The following is a 17,900-nucleotide window of genomic DNA, read 5'->3' as shown; positions in this document are numbered from 1 at the left end:
TCACGATCACGGCGTCGAAGCCGTCCAGCCTGGCGATATCGATCCCATCCAGCACGGCGGCCAGCTCCACGCCGGGGGCCATCAGCTCCAGGCCCTCGGGGATCGGCTGCCGTTCGATAATCACACCCGAACGCTAACAACCCCCACCGACAAAAACGCTTCCCAGACGACCCCGATAAAGCGCCGGAAAACATTCACCTGGAATCACAGTTTCCGTGCGCCAATAACTATTGGACGCGGCATCCTGCGGGTGCGGGGCAGAGCGGGCGAATCGGCGGTTTGAGGGCCGACCGTGTTGGGGCGGCTTCTCGAATCGGGTTTCTTGGGGGGCCGCTGCGCCTGCCGGAACCTCCGGTCCTCGCTCCCGTCTGCTCCGCTCTCCTCCGAGCCGGGCGCCACACAATGTGCCGAGAAAGCACAGCCAAGGCCCGCGGCCGGTCCGTGCCCGCCGAGGCGACCGGCGGGTTCCGTGCCGGAGAAGGTCCATCCAGAGAAGGTCCGTGCCGCAGAAGGTCCGCGCCGGAGAAGGTCCGTCCGGAGAAGGTCCGTCCGGAGAAGGTCCGTCCGGAGATGGTCCGTGCCGGAGTTCGTGACCAGTACACCGCCGACCATGGGCGTGACCGCCGGCGGCGGGGTGACCGGATGGCCCTGGCAGAGATGGCCGCAGGCGAGAACGGCGGTAAAGCCGCCCGATATGGAGGAGCGCAGAGCCGAGGCAAGGGCGGCGGGAAGCGGAGCGGAGGTGGGTGGTTGTGGAGGCGCGCGTAGGACCGTGCCAGCAACAACCGCGCCCGCGAACGCCGCGACAGCGGCATCACCGGGACGCAACTATCACGGCGCGCCGGAGCAACCACCCACCGCAGCGCAACGACCCACAGCTACGGCGGACAAGACGTCCGGGAAGCGTTGATGAAAGAGCCTTCCCTGATCGGAACACCGTCGAGAAACAGTGACCTGGCCACGGTCCTCGGCCCGGAGCTCGACGTTCGTCCGTATGAGGGCGTCGTCGAGTCCGCCACCCGGCTCCGACGCGGGGTGGGGCGGACTCTTCAGCGGGCGATCGACGCCCGCGCCAGCGGGGCCGAGGGATCGACGGACAGGTCGAGCGGGGATGCGGGCGCTCCGGCCGCGTGCAGCAGGCCGCCCACGGCGGCGATCATCGCGCCGTTGTCGGTGCACAGGCGGGGCGGCGGGACGCGCAGCGTGATGCCGGTCGCCGCGCAGCGCTCGGCGGCCAGCTCTCGCAACCGGTGGTTGGCGGCGACTCCGCCGACCATGACGAGGGTGTCGATCCCGTGCTCACGGCAGGCCGCCACCGCCTTGCCGGTAAGCACGTCCACCACGGCCTCCTGGAAGGAGGCGGCCACGTCCGCCACCGAGACCGGACCGCGTTCGACGTGCCTGGCCACCGCTGCCTTCAGGCCCGAGAAGGAGAAGTCGTGGCTGCCCGGCATGCCGCGGGGAAAGGCGATCGCACGCGGGTCGCCGTCGAGCGCGGCCCGGCTCACCGACGGCCCTCCCGGGTACGGCAGGCCGAGCAGCCTGGCCACCTTGTCGAAGGCCTCCCCCGCCGCGTCGTCACGGGTGTCGCCGAGGTGGGTGATGGGATCGCGTGCCAGGTCGTCGAGGAGCAGGAGCGAGGTGTGCCCGCCGGAGACGATCAACGCGACGCAGCGCTCCGGGAGCGGGCCGTGTTCCAGGGTGTCGGCGGCCACGTGGCCCGCCAGGTGGTGAACGCCGTACAGCGGAACGTCCCAGGCGAGGGAGAACGCTTTGGCCGCCGCGACTCCGGTCTGCAGCGCGGTGGCCAGACCGGGTCCGGCGGTCACCGCGACCGCGTCCACATCCGACGGTGTGAGGCCGGCGGCGGCGAACGCCTCGGTCACGCACGGCAGGAGCGCTTCCAGGTGGGCCCGGGCGGCGATCTCCGGCACCACTCCCCCGAACCGTGCGTGCTGGGCCATGCTGGAGGCAAGGGCCTCACCGGCCAGGCGGCCGTCGGCCACGATTCCCACGCCGGTCTCGTCGCAGGAGGTCTCGATGCCGAGTACGACCGTCATCCCACACTCCTTGTTGCATCTAATTTGCAACAAGGAATATACGGCGATTGACTGGGTCGGCGGAGCGGTGCTCCTCGGGACCGCCACCCACCCTCACGGTGGCTTCTCCGCCACTTCTCCGCGGAGCCATGAACCAGAGAGGCAGCCATGGAAACTTCCGGCCGGGGTAACGTCCGACCGATCCGCTATGTGGGCGACCCGGTCCTGCACCGCCCGTGCGCGCCGGTGACCCGGTTCGACGAGGAGCTCGCGGCACTCGTCGAGGACATGTTCGCCAGCATGTACGCCGCCGAGGGCGTCGGGCTGGCGGCCAACCAGATCGGCGTCGGCCTGAGCGTCTTCGTCTACGACTGCCCCGACGAGACCGACGAGTTCCGCAAAGGGGTGGTGGTGAACCCGACCCTGGTCACGCCTGGGAGCGGCGAGCGCCGTCTGGAGGACGGCGACGAGGGCTGCCTGTCGGTTCCGGGTCAGCGGGCCCCGCTCGCCCGTCCCGACCGCGCCACGGTGCACGGCTTCGACGCCGCGGGGAACCCGATCACGGTCGAGGGCACGGGGCTGCTGGCCCGCTGCCTGCAGCACGAGACCGACCACCTGGAGGGCCGCCTCTACATCGACCGTCTTCCCGCCAAGCGGCGCAAGCAGGTCCTGGAGGACTACCGGCGGGCGACCTCCCCCTCGACCGCCGAATAGCGCGCGGACTGCGCGCCGGGCGGAAAGCCGGGTGAGCAGGGTGATCAGGTCGGCGTCAACCGGCAGTCCGGGGCGGTGCCGTGAGCGTCACCGCGGCTTCCCCGGTGTACACGAGGAAGGTCATCGTCTCCTGGAAGTACAGCCGGATGCTGGTGGCGTCGTGGGACAGGTAGCCGATCGACACGTCCTGACCGATGCGCAGTTCGAAGTCGCCGCCTCGGGTGGACAGCACGAACGCCCCGTCGATGGCGGGCGCCCAGATGATGCCGCCGTCCAGCAGGCGGGCGACGTGCTCGTGAACCGGGTAGCCATGGTCGGAGGCCTCGCCGACGGCCGTGTAGGCGTCGGCGCTGAAAACCAGGCTGTACGGGCCGCCGACGCCCGCCAGTCGGAGCGCGGACACCGCCTGGCTGACGGCCTCGGGGTAGTCGCGCACCTCGGCCGGCAGGGTGATCGCCGGATTGGTCGAGCCGTCGCGGATGCCGGTGACGCCGGCCGCGGCATACCCTTCGAAGATCACACGGTCTTCGGCGAAGGCGATCCGGTGGGCGGCGTCCTTGACGGGCTGCCAGTCCGCGTCCCTCGCTCCGCGCTCGACGTCGTCCACCTGACGCCGATCGACGCTGAACGGCACGCGCAGTTCGATGAGGGACTGCGAGCGGCGCGCGTGAGCGATGATGCCCTCGGCGGGAGGGTCGATCGCCTCCAGGCGCCCGGTGGTGACCGCCGACAGCTGGACACCTCCCGGGTCGGGAACGTCGACGACGCGGCGCCCGGCCACGTGGCGCTCGAAAGTGCGCCGTGCCTCGTCCTCCAGGTCGGCCCACGCTGCGGCGGAGATCGGAGCCAGTTCACGGTGCAGGTTGTTCATCGGGCACTGCTCCATTTCAGGTCGCCGATCCCCAGGGACCCCTCGGACGGAGTCCGGGCATCAGATGTCGCCCCGGACCCGCTCCCGGACCCGGCATCGCTCTCGGCCTCCGTCTCCCTCTCGGTCTCCCTGGCGGTCTCGGCTGTGCCGCGGGGCACATCGGGCAGGTCGTCGAGGAAGTCGGCGCTGGGGACGAAGAACAGCGTGCCGGTCACTGCGGTGGAGAAGTCCAGGATCCGGTCGTGGCTCGCCGGCGGATCGCCCAGGAACATCCGCTCCAGCATCCGTTCGGTGACCGCCGGGGTGCGGGCGTAGCCGATGAAGTACGTGCCGAACTCGGCGGAACCGACGGCCCCGAAGGGCATGTTGTCCCGCAGGATCTGGCGCTCGGTGCCATCGGGATCGACGATCGTGGTCATCGCGACATGCGAGTCGGCTGGCTTGACGGCGTCGTCCAGCTCGATGTCGGACAGCTTCGTGCGGCCGATCACCCTTTCCTGGGCCTCGACCGGCAGGGCGTTCCAGGCCCGCAGATCGTGCAGGTACTTCTGCACGATCACGTAACTCCCGCCGGCGAAGTCCGGATCCTCGTCGCCGATCAGGACCGCGGCGCTCGCCGCCGGGCCGACCGGGTTCTCCGTCCCGTCCACGAACCCCAGCAGGTCGCGTACGTCGAAGAATTTGAATCCGTGCACCTCGTCGCGGACCGTCACCGCGCCGCGCAGCCGATCCATGATCTGCGACGCCAGCCCGAAGCACAGGTCCATCCGCTGGGCCCGGATATGGAACAGCAGGTCGCCCGGCGTGGACACGGCGCGGTGGACGGGGCCGGCCAGCTCGCGGAAGGGGTGCAGTTCCGCCGGGCGCGTCCCGCCGATCAGCCGGTCCCATGCCTGCGAACCGATCGCGGTGACGCAGTTCAGCCCGCCCTCCGGCACCCGGAAGCCGACGGCCCGCTGCAACCCCGACAGATCCGGCAACAGACTGCGTACGACGGGCTCACCACCGGGGTCGACCGTGACCACCAAGAAGATCGCCGCCCTCGTCAGCGGACTCAGCACCTGCTGCGGGACCGGGCCCAGGTCAGCACCACGGTCAGGCTCCGCCATCGCCACCTCTTCCTCACGTGTCGTCTTCCAAGCCGACAGGCGTCGAAGACGACAGCACCGCCCAGCCCCCTCATACCCGACAGAGGTGACTTTTTGCACACATGAGACTACTTTCCGCAGGCAAGCCGCGTACGACGAGATCGCCATGGCCGAGACGGGCAGTGGCCCGTTCCCGCCGGCCGCACCAGGAATCAGCCGGTCTTCTGGAACCTGACCTCGGTATACGTCGCTGAGCGGCCGCGAACGTAGACCGGGCACCTGTCGCCGGGCTTGTGGTGGCGAGCCAAAGGTTGCCGGGCGCCCATCGTCGCGGACGCCAAAACGCGGTCGCCAACTTTGCATCGGCGGCCAAAAGGTCCGCCATGTCACGTCGTGATACTGAAATCATGGATCTTGAGCTGGTAGAACACGAGATTTCCCCGCTGGTCAAGCCGGGTGACCCCGGGCTCGCGGTGGGGGTCTACGCCGACGGCGCCGCGCTGCTCACCACCGCGGCGGGCGCGGCCTGCGTGGAGTTCGGCGTCCCGATCGACGCCCGTACGCGCTTCGACATCGCCTCGGCCAGCAAGCAGTTCACCGCCGCGTGCGTCCTGCTGCTGGCGAGGGATCGCGCGCTGAGCCTGGACGACGACGTCAGAGCGCACGCGCCCGAGCTGAGCCTCGACGTCCCCGTCACCCTGCGGCAGTGCCTGCAGCACACCGGCGGCCTGCCGGAGTGGTACGCGCTCCAGGCGCTCACCGGGGTGCCGCTGGCCGAGATGAGCGAGGAGCGGCTGCTCAGGATCATCGCCGGCCTCCGCGCGACGACCTTCCCCCCGGGTACCGACTTCAGCTACTCCAACACCGGCTACATCCTGGCCGCGGTCGTGGTCGCCAAGGTCACCGGGCGGTCGCTCGCCGAGTTCGCCCGCGAGTGGATCCTCTCCCCGCTCGGCATGGACGACACCGTGTTCAGGGACGACGTGTCGCTGCCGCTGCCCCGGTTGGCGTACGGCTACGCCAACGCCGAAGGCGAGCCCCGGCGGGCCGACACCCAGGAGAGCGCGGTCGGCGACGGCGGCCTGGCGACCAGCGTGAGCGACTTGGCCCCCTGGTTCGGCTTCCTGGCCGACGGGCGGGTGCTCGGCGCCGATCTGCGCGACGCGCTGCTCGAACGGGCCGTGCTGGCCGACGGCACCGTCCTGCCGTACGCCTTCGGCATCTACCACACCGAGGTGGCGGGCCGTCCCGCGTACGGGCATGCGGGAGGCATGCAGGGCTACCTGTCCAACCTGCTCTACCTGCCCGATCCCGGCTTCGGCGTCGCCGTGCTGTCCAACCAGACCGCGATCGACCCGGTCGCGCTGAGCGAGCGCCTGGCCCGCGTCCTGCTGGGCGAGCCGCCGATCGCGGACCGGCCGGGCACCGGAGCGGCACCGGAACAGGGGCAGGAGCACGGGCAGAAGCAAGGGCAGGCGCCCACCGGCCATTGGCACGACCCGGCGGGCGACGGCACCCTCACCCTGGGTGTGGGCCCGGACGGCCGGATCGAGCTGGTCCTGGGGGGCGCGCCCGTGGAGTTCGCCCCCGCCGAGGACGGCCGCTGGTACGGCATGGGCGACGCGGAGGGGGCCTGGCTGGCCGTGGAGGGCGACCGGCTGCTGCTCGGCACCTCGTCGGCGGCCCGGCGCCCGGTCGCCTTCGTGCCGTGCGACCCGCCGGGTACGGAGCCGCTGCCCGACGGCGTCTACCTCAGCCAGGAGCTGGGCGTGCTGGCCACGGTGCGGGACGGCGAGCTGAGCGTCGGGCCGGAGCTGCGGCTGCCCGTCGAGCCCGCGCCCGCGGGAGCGTGGCAGGCGGGGCCGTTCACCCTCCGCCCTGATTCCGGCGACCTGCTTCTCAGCGGCGACGGGTTGCGCCGGATGCGCTTCACCGGCCAACCGGACGGCACTCGTCCGGTGGGAATCCCGCGCTGACGGTCGCCGACAGTCATCCCGCAGAACGACTTTTTGCGCCCTATTTCCATACTTTGGTCCATAGTGGCCGGAGTGTTCCGGAAGGAAGTCTTGTCCTATGCACGACCTGCTGCTCAGCCACGGAACCGTTCACGACGGGTTCGGCACTCCCGCCAGGGAGGTCGGCGAGCCTCAGCCGTACAAGCTCCACCAGGGCGTCACCACCGAGATCATCGGCAACTGCGGCTTCTCCTGCGGCCCGGCCGACCCCGAGACCTCGGGCATCATGCCCGCCGAACTGGCCGGGGAGGCGTTCGCCACCTTCGGCGATTCCCTCAACACCGCGCAGGCGGCGGGACCGAGCAACAACCTGGCCGTCCTGGTCGGCCACAACACCCCGTGACCGCACGCGGGCGGGTCACCCTCGGGGTCCTGCTGGACAGCCTGGGCGGCGAGGTGGTGCGGGCGCTCGCCCTGCCGCGCGGCAGGGAGCCGCTGGTCGGGACGCCGGTCATCTACGACCCCGAGGAGGCCGTGACGGGCCTCGACGGCGCGGTGCTGCTGGTGACCGGGCGGCCGTCCGCCGAGGTGCTGGCCCGCGCCGGCGAGGCGGGAGCGGCGGTCGTGGTGGTCAAGACGGGCACCTGCGACCCGGATCCGCTGGCCGAGGCGGCCCACGCCGCCGGCACGGCGCTGCTGGCCGCCGCCCCCGACCTGTCCTGGGGGCAGCTGTACACGCTCGTCGACGCCCTGCTCGCGGTGGTGGCTCCCGCCGAGAGCCTGAGCGACGCCTGGGCCGCCGACCTGTTCACCCTGGCCAACCAGGTGGCGATCAGGGTGGGCGGGGCCGTGGCGATCGAGGACCTCGCCATGCGGGTGCTCGCCTACTCCACGGTCGAGGGACAGCGGATCGACGACCTGCGCAGGGAGGGAATCCTGGGCCGCAGGGTGCCCGAGCACCCGAGCAACGCCGAGGAGTACGCCGCGGTGCTGCGCGCCGAGGACGCGGTGTGGAGCTACGAGCCGCGCGAGTTCTATCCCCGGCTGGCCATCGCGATCCGCGCGCACGGCGAGGCGCTCGGCACGATCTGGGCGGTCCAGGCGGAGGAGCCGCTCACGCCCGACGCCGCGGACGTGCTCGCGGAGGCGGCCCGCGCCGCCGCGCCCCACCTGGCGAGGATCAACCTGGCCGCCGACGAGGCGCGCCGCCGCCGCGACGAGTGCCTGGGCCGGCTGCTGCGCGGCGTCGGCCCGGTCGGGGAGCTGGCCACCTCCTTCGGCCTGCTCCCCGACGAGCCGGTGACCGTGGTGGCGGTCGGCCCGCACGCCTGCCCGGCCGACGCCTTCGCCGCGACCCACACCGGTGACCTGCTGCGCACCGCCTTCGCCGCCTACCGCATGCGCGCGGCGGCCGGAGCGGTCGACGGCCGCGCCTACGCGATCGTCGCGGTGGACTCGGCGACGCCGCTGCTGCGCAGGATCACCGCCGACACCCTCGCCAGGGTCGCCGACCGGCTCGGCGGGCAGTGGCGCGCGGGCATCGGCCGTACCGTCCCCTCCGTCGCGTCGGCTCCCACGAGCGCCCGCCAGGCCGAGGAGGCGCTGCGCGCGCTGTGCGGGCCCTTCTCCCGCGCCGAGGTCGGCCACCACGAGGAACTGTCGGCCGCGCTGTTCCTGATGGACGTCGACACCTCGATGCGGGCCCGGCCCTCGCTGTACGGCGAGCCGTTGCGGCCGATCGCCGAGCACGACGCCAGGCACGGCACCCATTACGTGCGCAGCCTGCGCGTCTGGCTGGCCGCGCACTACGACGTGCCCAGGGCGGCGGAGCTGCTCTCCCTGCACCCCAACACGCTGCGCTACCGGCTGCGCCGGATCGGCGAGCTGATCGACCTGGACGACCCGGACACCCGCCTGGTCCTGGCGCTCCAGCTACGGCTGAGCGGTACTACAAAACCGGGCGGGTGAAGTTCGTCGTCCGCGCCAACGCGGCGTGCGCTCCCCCGGCGGGATGCTGTGGAGCATGGTCGAACTCCTCGCCCCGGCTCCGGCCGGGGTACGCCTCCTGTCCTTGCACGCCACCTCCGACCTCCAGCGGGCCGACCGGCTGCTGCGCCGGACCTGGGGCACCCAGCCCGGCGACGACGCGCCCCTTGCCCTGGACATGATGTGCGCCCTGGCCCACACCGGCGGCTACGTCGGCGGCGCCTTCCTCGACGACGAGCTGGTGGGTGTCGCCGCCGGGTTCCTCGCCGCCGGCGGCACCCTGCACTCCCACATCGCCGGAGTGGCCCGGGAGGCGCAGGGGCGAGGCGTCGGCCTGGCGCTCAAGCGACACCAGCGCGCCTGGGCGGCCGAACGCGGCCTGACCGCCATTACCTGGACCTTCGACCCGCTGGTCCGCCGCAACGCCTACTTCAACCTGACCCGGCTCGGGGCGACCGCCGTCGAGTACCTGCCCGACTTCTACGGCCCGCTGAGCGACGGCATCAACGACGGCGACGTCTCCGACCGGCTCTTCGTCACCTGGCCCGTCGCCGCTCCCCCACCCGGGGCCGCGTCTCCGCCCGGGGCGGACGCCGGTGCTGTCGCGGCGAAGACGGCGGATGGTCTCACCGCCGCCGTGCCGATCCTGGACGAGGCGGGGGCCGTACACGAGGCCGGGGGCGCGCCGTCACTGCGCTGCGCGACCCCGCCCGACGTCGAGAGGCTCCGCGAGGACGACCCGGGCGCCGCCAGGCACTGGCGGGCCGCGCTCGGCGCCGCACTGGGCGGCGCGCTCGCCGACGGTTACCTGATCACCGGTTTCACCCGGTCCGGGTGGTACCTGCTGGCCCGGGGAGGCGCCGCGTGAAGCTCGAAGGCGTCGAACTGCGCCGCGTCGCGCTCCCCCTCGTCACCCCTTTCCGCACGTCGCTCGGCACTCAGACCGTGCGCAACGCCCTGCTCGTACGGGTGGCGACCGACGAGGGCGAGGGGTGGGGAGAGTGCGTCGCCGAGGACGAGCCGACCTACTGCCCGGAGTATCTGGAAGGGGCGGCCGACGTGATCCGCCGCTTCCTCGTTCCCGCGCTCTTCCCCGTCGACCTGGACCCGGCCGCCGTCACCCCCGCCCTGCACCATCTGCGAGGCCATCCGATGGCCAAGGCCGCTGTCGAGATGGCTGTGCTCGACGCCTGGCTGCGGGCCCGGGGCGTGTCCCTCGCCGCCTACCTGGGCGCGGTACGGCGCAGCCTCCCGGTCGGCGTCTCGGTGGGCATCACGGACACCCTCGACGACCTGCTCGACACCGTCGACCGGCACCTGGCGGCCGGATACGCCCGGGTGAAGCTGAAGATCGAGCCCGGCTGGGACGTCGAACCCGTCGCGAGGGTGCGGGAGACCTTCGGCGCGGACGTGATGCTCACCGTCGACGCCAACACGGCCTACCAGCCTGGGGACGCCGCCCACCTGACCAGGCTGGACGCCTACGGCCTGGCGATGATCGAGCAGCCCTTCGCCCCCGACGACCTGCACGCCCACGCCCGGCTCGCGGCCATGATGAGCACCCCGATCTGCCTCGACGAGAGCATCACCTCGGCCCGGGACGCCGTCACCGCGATCCGGCAGGGCGCGTGTTCGATCATCAACATCAAGCCGGGCCGGGTCGGGGGCTATCTGGAGGCGCGGCGGATCCACGACGTCGCCCGCGCCCACGGCCTGCCCGTGTGGTGCGGCGGCATGCTGGAGACGGGGCTCGGCAGGGCCGCCAACCTGGCGCTTGCCGCGCTACCCGGATTCACCCTGCCGGGCGACATCTCGGCGACCGCGCGCTACTACGAGCGGGATATCACCGCGCCGTTCACCCTGGCCGACGGCGAGCTGGCCGTACCGGCGGGGCCCGGCATCGGCATCGCGCCCGAGCCCTCCAGCCTGGAGGCGCTCACCACCGCGACCGAGTGGATCCCCGCTCCCTGAGAGCCGAACAGCCACGAGAACCGAACAGCCACCGCCGGACGCCCACCGCCGGACGCCCGCCACCGAGGAGGCGCGACGCGCCGTCACTACGCTCGCCCCGGGAGGGGATCCCCGGCCCGGTGGATGGGCCCATGCGGGTCGGTGCAGTGGCGCTGGGCGTCCGTCGCGGGGAGCAGGTCCTTGGGGGCGTGGTCGACCTGCAGGGTCGTGTGGTCGATGCCGTATTCCTCCCGCATCAGGCGCTCGGCCGCCTTGCGTACGGCGTGGCAGTCGGCTCCGGGCCGCACCAGGATGTGCGCCGACAAGGAGGCATAGCCGGAGGTGACCTCCCACACATGCAGGTCGTGGACCTCCGTCACATGCTCGAGGGCCGCGGCCTTCTGCCCGATCTCGGCGGGGTTCATGCCGGCGGGTGCGGCCTCCATGAAGACGCGGCCGGAGTCACGGACCAGTCCCCAGCCTGCCTTGAGCATCAGCGCGGCGACGACCAGAGCGGCGATGGCGTCCGCGCGCCCCCACCCGGTGAGCCACACGACGACGCCGGCGACAGTGGTGGCGATGAAGGCGAACAGGTCGTTGAGGATGTGCTGGAAGGCCCCCTCGACGTTGAGGCTTGACCGGTTGGCCTTGCTGAGGAGCCAGGTGGCGGCGAGATTGACGACGATGCCGGCCATACCGGTCGCCACCATGTAGACGCCCGCGACGTCGGGAGGAGTGATCAGCCGCTGGACACCCTCGTAGACGAAGTACGCGCTGAGCAGCAGCAGGGTGATGCCGTTGATCTGCGCGGAGATGATCTCGGCGCGTTTGAGGCCGTAGGTGAATCCGCCCTGGGGCGGCCGGGCGGCGATCCGCATCGCCACCATGGCGAAGACGATGGCGGCGGCATCGGTGAGCATGTGGCCCGCATCGGAGATGAGCGCGAGGGATCGAGCGATGAAGCCGATCACCACCTCGACCGCCATGAAGCCGACGATCAGCAGCAGAGCACCCGTGAGGTAGCGGCGGTCCGCCTGGGCGCTCACGGCGTGCCCGTGTCCATGGCCATGTCCATGAGCGTTTCCTCGAGCGCTTCCGTGCCCGTGTCCATGGCCGTGGCCTGTGGTGCTGCGGTGCTCAGTCGTCATGGGGATCCCCTTCGTCGTGTCCGAGATGGGCGATGGTGAGATCGATCAGCATCCGCACATGGGAGTCCGCGAGCCGGTAGTAGGCCATCCGTCCCGTTCTGCGCACCTTGACCACGCGGTTGGTCCGCAGCAGCCGCAACGCGTGTGAGGCGGCGGACATGCTCTGCCCGGTCGCCGCCGCGAGGTCGCACACGCACATCTCCCCGCCCTCCAGCAGGGCGGATATCAGCCGGAGACGTCCCGGATCGGAGAGAAGGCCGAAGATCTGGGCGAGATCCTGGATCGTCTGCTCCGTGGGCAATGCCCGTCGAACGTCGGCGACCCGCTCCGCGTCGACAACAGACGAGGAGCAGGCGTCGGCGGACAGGGGCACGACGTTTGAACGATTATTCACACATGAGAGTGTAGAGCGGATCAAAGGCCACCTGTCAAGACGGTCGGCGACATACCCGTCACGAACCGTCGCCACCCGAACCCCGGTGCAGAGTAAAGAAAGCGCGGGCTCAGCAAGAGGCGGAAGAAACTCGCCGCGAGCAGGCAGCGAAGTGGGCGACTCTCCAGGCGCCAGGTCGCCGTGGCCGCCGCCGCCGCCGCGAGCATCGCAGGCATTCTGCTGGCCACGGCGAACAGCCTCCATGCTGAAGACGGCGGGACCGAGCGGATCTCCCCGACCGCGGGTCTGGCCATGAAGGAGTACGGGCGATCGGTCACCACTCGCCCCAGTCCTGACACGTCCTCGATGCCCATCGGACCGTTCACCGGCCCGCACGGCCAGACGGAACTCCAGACGGCGATCGCTTCTGGACGGCTCAGCCTGGCCGAGGTGTTCCGGCGGAATGACGACCTCGTCAAACGCACCCCGGTCAGCCGCGTCCTGCGCGCTCTGCCCGGATACAGCCCTGACAAAGTGGCCGCGCTCATCATGGCGAGCGAGGTCCAGGAGGGTAAGCAGATGGCCGACCTGACCGTGCAGGAACGCCGGAAACTGCTGAAGGCGTTCCCCTCTATCCATTGAGAGGTCTCGTTGTCATCAATAACTATCGATCATTCATCTCTAGCGCTATCATCGGTGCATGTCGATGATTAACTCAGAGACCGGCGCGGCGCCCCGAACCGAGTTGGCGGCGGCCGGGGCGTTGTTCCGCTCGCTCGGCGATCCGACCCGGCTGGCGATCGTCCGGCTTCTCGCCGGCGGTGAGCGCAGGGTGGTGGATCTGACCACCGAGCTGGGGCTGGCGCAGTCGACCGCGTCCTCGCACCTGGCGTGCCTGCGCGATTGCGGCCTGGTGGTCGGGCGACCGGAAGGGCGGCAGATGTTCTACGCGCTGGCCCAGCCTGAGCTGCTGGACCTACTGCGCGCCGCCGAGACGCTGCTGTCGGCCACCGGCGAGGCCGTGGCGCTGTGCCCGAACTACGGGACCGCCGCGTCAGGCGCTACCACGGAAGGCGGGGTGTGCGGTGAGTGACACCTGCGGGTGCGGCCACGATGAGCCCCGTGCGATCAGCGAGTCCGAAGACGCGGAGGAGCACGAGCCCGAGCGGCTGTGGCAGGTGCCGGAGCTGCGCTGGGCCGCGGTGTCCGGCGTGCTGCTGCTGGCCGGTTACGGCTCCGGCTGGGCGGGTGGACCGGACTGGGCCGCGCTGAGCCTGCAAGGGCTGGCGCTGGCGGCCGGGGCATGGACGTTCGCGCCGTCCACCCTGCGGCGCCTGGCCAAGGGCAAGATCGGCGTCGGCACGCTGATGACGATCGCCGCCGTCGGCGCCGTCGCGCTGGGCGAGGTCGGCGAGGCCGCGATGCTGGCCTTCCTGTTCTCCATCAGCGAAGGCCTGGAGGAGTACTCCCTGGCCCGTACCCGGCGCGGACTGCGCGCCCTGCTGGCGTTGGTGCCCGATCAGGCCACCGTGCGCCGCGACGGCGCCGAGCGGGTGATCACCCCGGCCGAGCTTCGCGTGGGTGACGTGATGCTGGTCAAGCCCGGCGAGCGGATCGCCACCGACGGGATCATCCGCGCAGGCCGCACCACGCTGGACCTCTCGGCCATCACCGGCGAATCGGTTCCAGTCGAGGCCGAGCCCGGCAGCGAGGTGTTCGCCGGCTCGATCAACGGCACCGGCGCACTGGAGATCGAGGTCACCACCACGGCGGCGGACAACTCCCTGGCCCGCATCGTGGCCATCGTCGAGGCCGAGCAGTCCCGCAAGGGCGCCGGCCAGCGCCTGGCCGACAAGATCGCCCGCCCACTGGTGCCCGGCGTGATGATCGCCGCGGCGTTGATCGCACTGGTGGGCAGCGTGCTCGGCGACCCGCTGGTCTGGATCGAACGCGCTCTGGTGGTGCTGGTGGCCGCCTCGCCGTGCGCGCTGGCCATCTCCGTCCCGGTCACCGTGGTCGCCGCGGTCGGCGCGGCCAGCAAGCTCGGCGTGCTGGTCAAGGGCGGCGCGGCGCTGGAGAGCCTGGGCGCGGTCAAGACGATCGCCCTGGACAAGACCGGCACGTTGACCCGCAACCGGCCCGCCGTCGTCGAGGTGGTGGCGACCGGCCCCGGCATGTCCGAGCAGCGCGTCCTGAAGCTGGCGGCCGCGCTGGAGGCCCGCAGCGAACATCCCCTGGCGCGCGCCATCCTGGCCGCCGCCGAGACCATCCCCGACGCGGAGCACGTGGAAGCGGTCACCGGCGCCGGTCTGACCGGGTTCGTCAGCGGTCGCCAGGTACGGCTTGGCCGCCCCGGCTGGCTGGAGCCGGGCGCCCTAGCCGCCGATGTCACCCGCATGCAGGACCTCGGCGCCACCACCGTTCTGGTCGAAGACGACGGGACCTTGATCGGCGCGATCGCCGTGCGGGACGAGCTGCGTCCCGAGGCCGCCGAGGTGATCGCCCGGCTGCGCGAGGGCGGATACCAGATCGCGATGCTGACCGGCGACAACCACGCCACCGCCACCGCCCTCGCCGCCCAAGCGGGCATCGACCAGGTACACGCCGACCTGCGCCCCGAAGACAAAGCCCGCATAGTCGAGAAGCTGCGCGGACAGCAGAGCACGGCGATGGTCGGTGACGGCGTCAACGACGCGCCCGCCCTGGCCACCGCCGATCTGGGCATCGCCATGGGCGCCATGGGCACCGACGTGGCGATCGAAACCGCCGACGTCGCCTTGATGGGCGAGGACCTGCGCCACCTGCCCCAAGCGCTGGAGCATGCCCGTCACGCCCGGCGGATCATGCTGCAGAACGTCTCCCTTTCCCTGGCCATCGTGGTCGGCCTGATGCCGCTCGCGCTGCTCGGCGTGCTCGGCCTGGCCGCCGTGGTGGCCGTGCACGAGATCGCCGAGGTTGTCGTCATCGCCAACGGCGTGCGCGCCGGCCGGGCCCGCCCCCTGCAGACGCTCGCCATCCCGGCACCGGCGACCGTTCCCATCCCGCTCGACGATCAGAGGAGCCATGACCAAACCCATGCCTGAGCGCGTCCGCACCTGTTACCTGTGGGAGATGGCCGCCGCCCGCGCTGCCACCGACCCCGAGAAGCGGTGGCGGCATCTGGAACGGGCGCACATCCTGTCCCAGCCGTGGCCCTGGCCGCACACCCGCAACCACATCGCGATGCTCGCCCTGGCGATCGCCCAACGGGATCGGCGGGAGGCCCTCGGCCAAGTCATGCGGATCATCGTGGCCGCGCCCGGCTCGGCCCTGGGCCGCTATCCCGAAGGCAACACCGGCCGGGCCCGCGTGGGCCTCACCCAGCCCATGCCCATGCCGGAGGATCTAGTGGCGCTGCTGGCCGCGGCCTGACGGGTCCGGCGCCTACCCTGGCGATCGCGGCCCTGTCCGCGGCCAGCTCGGCTCGCCGCCGCCATGCGAACCGATGAGCGTCGCCACTCCGTCCAGCAGGCGTTGCAGGCCGAATTCGAAGAGCGTGTTCAGGTCGAGGGAGTCGGGAGGGATCTGCGACAGCAGCGGGAACTCGGGCATCTGGGGGATCACAGTGGATTCGAGCCACTCATCGTCGGTGGTGCCGGTCTGCTGGACGGCCTCGGCCTCGGCTTCCAGGTGGGCGGCGGTGCCGTGCACGTAGTTGGCCACGGTCACGTAGATGTGAACCATCGTGACCGGGTCGAGTCCGAGGCCGTCCACCGCCCGCATCGCCCACTCGACCTGGGCCATCGCGTGAGGTGTGGCCATGGGGCGGGTGAACGAGACGGCTTGCGCCAGCCACGGATGACGACGGTAGAGGGCCCATTGCGTTCTGGCCGCCCATTCGAGGCAGGCCCGCCAGCCCGGCGGCTGCGGCTCGGGTAGCCCGCCGTCGGCCAGCACCCTGTCCGCCATGAGGGTGACCAGCTCATCCCTGCCGGACACGTACCGGTAGAGCGCCATGACCGACGTGCCCAGGCTCGTGGCGATCCGGCGCATGGTCAGCGTCGCCAGGCCCTCGGCGTCGGCGATGGCGATCGCGGCCCGCACGACGCGCTCCTCGCTCAGCTCGGGAGCCGAACGGCGGGACGGCACGGCGCCCGTTTTGGGATCGGCCACCACGGTCCCGACCCCGGGCACGGGACGGATGAGCCCCTCCTGACGCAGGGTGGTCAGCGCCTTGGTGGCGGTGGCCATCGCCACGCCCCATTCCCGCGTGATCTGTCGTGTCGACGGCACCCGATCTCCGGGCCGGAGCCGGCCTGTCGTGATGCGTCGCCTCAACTCCGCGGCGATGCGCAGGTACGGCGATTGGGCCTCATCCATGATTCATGCTCCCACTGTCTGCTCCCACTGTCCTAGTGCACCGGAGCCGCTCCAGCCTCGACGGATACTCCACAAATTAGTGCACTAGTGCTTACTTAACAACGTACGCGCACTAGGCATACGGTGGCCGTGCAGACGAGAGAGGGAGCATGTGATGACGAATGTCCTGATCAGCGGTGGCGGCATCGCCGGAACCGCCCTGGCCTACTGGTTGCGCCGCTACGGCTTCACCGTGACGGTGGTCGAGCGGGCCCCCGCGCCACGTCTCGGCGGACACACGGTCGACCTGCGCGGCGCCGCCCGCGAGGTGGTGGAGCGCATGGGGCTTCTCCAGGACGCCCGCCGGGTGGCGGTCGACTCCAAGGGGATGTCGTACGTGGACGAGGCGGGCAGGCGCGTCGCCGACATGCCCGCCTCGTTTCTGGGCGGGGCAGGCGTGGTCGGCGAGTTGGAGATTCTCCGCGGCGACCTGGTCGAACTCCTCCATCGGGCGACCGGGGACGAGACGGAATACGTCTTCGACGACACGATCACCGCGCTGACCCAGACACCGGAAGGCGTTCACGTCACCTTCGAACGGTCCGCGCCGCGCGTCTTCGACGTGGTGGTAGGAGCCGACGGCACGCATTCGCTGACCCGTTCGCTGGCCTTCGGCCCCGAGTCACGCTTCAGCCGCGACCTCGGCTGTTACACGGCGTACTTCACCGCGCGAAATGTCTTCGATATCCAGGATTGGGAGCTGTTCTACAACATCCCTGGCCAAAAGATGGCGGCGCTGCGCCCGTCCCGGCGGCCCGAGGAGGCCAAAGTCCTGTTCGGGTTCGCGTCGGAGCCGCTCGACTACGACCACCGCGACCAGCGAAGGCAGAAGGAGATCGTGGCCGAGGTCTTCGCCGGAGCGGGCTGGCACATCCCCGCGATGCTCCGGGAGATGGAGGCGGCCACCGACTTCTACCTCGATTCGGCGACGCAGATCGTCATGGACGGCTGGTCTCACGGCAGGGTGGTGCTGCTCGGCGACGCCGGATACGGCCCCTCATCGTTGGGCGGCAACGGCACCGGCCTGGCCCTGGTCGGCGCGTACGTGCTGGCCGGAGAGCTGGCGGCGGCCGGAGGAGAGCACAAGGCCGCCTTCGCCGCCTACGAGCGGGAAATGCGGGCGTTCGTCAAGCAGAACCACAAGCTGCCGCCGGGCGGCGTCAACGGCTTCGTCCCCAAGTCGGAGCTGGCCATCCGGATGCGGAACCTGTCCATCAAGCTGACGCCCCACATGCCGTGGGCCGGCCTGATCGAGAAGGCGGTGAGCAGGGCCGACGCCATCACCCTCAAGGACTACCCGTACAGCCGGGCCCGGGCATAGATCCCAGCTTTCCGGTCCGTGACCGCCGGCTCCGATACGGGCAGATCTTGCGGGCTG

17 protein-coding genes are annotated in these 17,900 nt (G+C 71.0%); 11 read left to right on the top strand and 6 right to left on the bottom strand.

Annotated features, from left to right (window positions below; translation table 11 throughout):
• Positions 1-1,049: 1,049 nt before the first annotated feature.
• Positions 1,050-2,060, bottom strand: coding sequence for a tRNA (adenosine(37)-N6)-threonylcarbamoyltransferase complex transferase subunit TsaD (tsaD, locus tag QSK17_RS32150; RefSeq protein ID WP_285709616.1), 1,011 nt, complete (start codon positions 2,058-2,060; stop codon positions 1,050-1,052).
• Between the two features lie 147 nt (positions 2,061-2,207).
• On the opposite strand from tsaD, the gene def reads away from it, so the two are divergent.
• Positions 2,208-2,753 (top strand): peptide deformylase, encoded by a 546-nt coding sequence (gene def / locus QSK17_RS32145; RefSeq protein ID WP_285709613.1) that lies wholly within the window; start codon positions 2,208-2,210, stop codon positions 2,751-2,753.
• A 55-nt stretch (positions 2,754-2,808) separates the two neighbouring features.
• Here def and QSK17_RS32140 read toward each other — a convergent pair whose 3' ends face one another.
• Entirely contained in the window at positions 2,809-3,624 is an 816-nt protein-coding gene (locus QSK17_RS32140) for a family 1 encapsulin nanocompartment shell protein (protein WP_285709610.1), read from the bottom strand.
• Complete coding sequence (locus QSK17_RS32135; RefSeq protein WP_285709607.1) at positions 3,621-4,733, bottom strand: Dyp-type peroxidase; 1,113 nt, start codon at positions 4,731-4,733, stop codon at positions 3,621-3,623. Before QSK17_RS32135 ends, QSK17_RS32140 begins: the two co-directional genes overlap by 4 nt.
• A 386-nt stretch (positions 4,734-5,119) precedes the next feature.
• On the opposite strand from QSK17_RS32135, the gene QSK17_RS32130 reads away from it, so the two are divergent.
• The 5 genes from QSK17_RS32130 (at position 5,120) to menC (ending at position 10,624) form a co-directional block, all read left to right on the top strand.
• Positions 5,120-6,688: a serine hydrolase domain-containing protein gene (locus QSK17_RS32130; protein WP_285709605.1), complete on the top strand. Its 1,569-nt coding sequence runs from the start codon at positions 5,120-5,122 to the stop codon at positions 6,686-6,688.
• Positions 6,689-6,785: 97 nt separating this feature from the next.
• On the top strand, positions 6,786-7,070 hold the full coding sequence (locus QSK17_RS32125; protein ID WP_285709604.1) for a hypothetical protein: 285 nt from the start codon (positions 6,786-6,788) through the stop codon (positions 7,068-7,070).
• The gene (locus tag QSK17_RS32120; RefSeq protein WP_285709602.1) at positions 7,067-8,635 is read left to right on the top strand and encodes a PucR family transcriptional regulator; all 1,569 of its coding nucleotides are present in this window, start codon (positions 7,067-7,069) and stop codon (positions 8,633-8,635) included. Before QSK17_RS32125 ends, QSK17_RS32120 begins: the two co-directional genes overlap by 4 nt.
• A 55-nt stretch (positions 8,636-8,690) precedes the next feature.
• Entirely contained in the window at positions 8,691-9,521 is an 831-nt protein-coding gene (locus tag QSK17_RS32115; RefSeq protein WP_285709599.1) for a GNAT family N-acetyltransferase, read from the top strand.
• The gene (gene menC / locus QSK17_RS32110) at positions 9,518-10,624 is read left to right on the top strand and encodes an o-succinylbenzoate synthase (protein WP_285709597.1); all 1,107 of its coding nucleotides are present in this window, start codon (positions 9,518-9,520) and stop codon (positions 10,622-10,624) included. The genes QSK17_RS32115 and menC overlap by 4 nt, the downstream gene beginning before the upstream one ends.
• 86 nt (positions 10,625-10,710) lie before the next feature.
• Here menC and QSK17_RS32105 read toward each other — a convergent pair whose 3' ends face one another.
• Complete coding sequence (locus QSK17_RS32105) at positions 10,711-11,649, bottom strand: cation diffusion facilitator family transporter (RefSeq protein ID WP_285709595.1); 939 nt, start codon at positions 11,647-11,649, stop codon at positions 10,711-10,713.
• Positions 11,650-11,740: 91 nt separating this feature from the next.
• Positions 11,741-12,145, bottom strand: a complete 405-nt coding sequence (locus QSK17_RS32100) for an ArsR/SmtB family transcription factor (RefSeq protein ID WP_285709594.1) — start codon at positions 12,143-12,145, stop codon at positions 11,741-11,743.
• A gap of 180 nt (positions 12,146-12,325) precedes the next feature.
• Between QSK17_RS32100 and QSK17_RS32095 the strand changes: the two genes are divergently transcribed.
• From QSK17_RS32095 to QSK17_RS32080, 4 genes are read left to right on the top strand one after another with little or no spacing between them, the layout of a single operon-like run.
• Positions 12,326-12,766, top strand: coding sequence for a hypothetical protein (locus QSK17_RS32095; protein WP_285709592.1), 441 nt, complete (start codon positions 12,326-12,328; stop codon positions 12,764-12,766).
• 58 nt (positions 12,767-12,824) lie between these two features.
• Positions 12,825-13,217: an ArsR/SmtB family transcription factor gene (locus QSK17_RS32090; protein ID WP_285709589.1), complete on the top strand. Its 393-nt coding sequence runs from the start codon at positions 12,825-12,827 to the stop codon at positions 13,215-13,217.
• Positions 13,210-15,207, top strand: a complete 1,998-nt coding sequence (locus QSK17_RS32085; RefSeq protein WP_285709587.1) for a heavy metal translocating P-type ATPase — start codon at positions 13,210-13,212, stop codon at positions 15,205-15,207. Before QSK17_RS32090 ends, QSK17_RS32085 begins: the two co-directional genes overlap by 8 nt.
• Positions 15,188-15,535, top strand: a complete 348-nt coding sequence (locus QSK17_RS32080; protein WP_285709585.1) for a DUF3703 domain-containing protein — start codon at positions 15,188-15,190, stop codon at positions 15,533-15,535. Before QSK17_RS32085 ends, QSK17_RS32080 begins: the two co-directional genes overlap by 20 nt.
• A 12-nt stretch (positions 15,536-15,547) precedes the next feature.
• On the opposite strand, the gene QSK17_RS32075 is transcribed toward QSK17_RS32080, so the two are convergent.
• Positions 15,548-16,483 (bottom strand): TetR/AcrR family transcriptional regulator C-terminal domain-containing protein, encoded by a 936-nt coding sequence (locus tag QSK17_RS32075; RefSeq protein ID WP_285709583.1) that lies wholly within the window; start codon positions 16,481-16,483, stop codon positions 15,548-15,550.
• 154 nt (positions 16,484-16,637) lie between these two features.
• Here QSK17_RS32075 and QSK17_RS32070 point away from each other — a divergent pair, with 154 nt between their 5' ends.
• Entirely contained in the window at positions 16,638-17,843 is a 1,206-nt protein-coding gene (locus QSK17_RS32070) for an FAD-dependent monooxygenase (RefSeq protein ID WP_285709580.1), read from the top strand.
• The last annotated feature ends 57 nt before the right edge of the window (positions 17,844-17,900 follow it).

The sequence above is a fragment of the Microtetraspora sp. NBRC 16547 genome (assembly GCF_030268965.1).
Classification (GTDB): domain Bacteria; phylum Actinomycetota; class Actinomycetes; order Streptosporangiales; family Streptosporangiaceae; genus Microtetraspora.
Note: the sequence above shows the minus strand (reverse complement) of the source record. Positions and strands in the feature narration are given on the sequence as shown.

What these genes read in the sequence shown, in the direction of transcription:
- QSK17_RS32135 (WP_285709607.1), bottom strand. Translation starts at nt 4,733, where the DNA reads ATGGCGGAGCCTGACCGTGGTGCTGACCTGGGCCCGGTCCCGCAGCAG.
- QSK17_RS32090 (WP_285709589.1), top strand. Translation starts at nt 12,825, where the DNA reads ATGTCGATGATTAACTCAGAGACCGGCGCGGCGCCCCGAACCGAGTTG.
- def (WP_285709613.1), top strand. Translation starts at nt 2,208, where the DNA reads ATGGAAACTTCCGGCCGGGGTAACGTCCGACCGATCCGCTATGTGGGC.
- QSK17_RS32115 (WP_285709599.1), top strand. Translation starts at nt 8,691, where the DNA reads ATGGTCGAACTCCTCGCCCCGGCTCCGGCCGGGGTACGCCTCCTGTCC.
- tsaD (WP_285709616.1), bottom strand. Translation starts at nt 2,060, where the DNA reads ATGACGGTCGTACTCGGCATCGAGACCTCCTGCGACGAGACCGGCGTG.
- QSK17_RS32075 (WP_285709583.1), bottom strand. Translation starts at nt 16,483, where the DNA reads ATGGATGAGGCCCAATCGCCGTACCTGCGCATCGCCGCGGAGTTGAGG.
- QSK17_RS32140 (WP_285709610.1), bottom strand. Translation starts at nt 3,624, where the DNA reads ATGAACAACCTGCACCGTGAACTGGCTCCGATCTCCGCCGCAGCGTGG.
- QSK17_RS32130 (WP_285709605.1), top strand. Translation starts at nt 5,120, where the DNA reads ATGGATCTTGAGCTGGTAGAACACGAGATTTCCCCGCTGGTCAAGCCG.
- QSK17_RS32080 (WP_285709585.1), top strand. Translation starts at nt 15,188, where the DNA reads ATGACCAAACCCATGCCTGAGCGCGTCCGCACCTGTTACCTGTGGGAG.
- QSK17_RS32125 (WP_285709604.1), top strand. Translation starts at nt 6,786, where the DNA reads ATGCACGACCTGCTGCTCAGCCACGGAACCGTTCACGACGGGTTCGGC.
- QSK17_RS32070 (WP_285709580.1), top strand. Translation starts at nt 16,638, where the DNA reads ATGACGAATGTCCTGATCAGCGGTGGCGGCATCGCCGGAACCGCCCTG.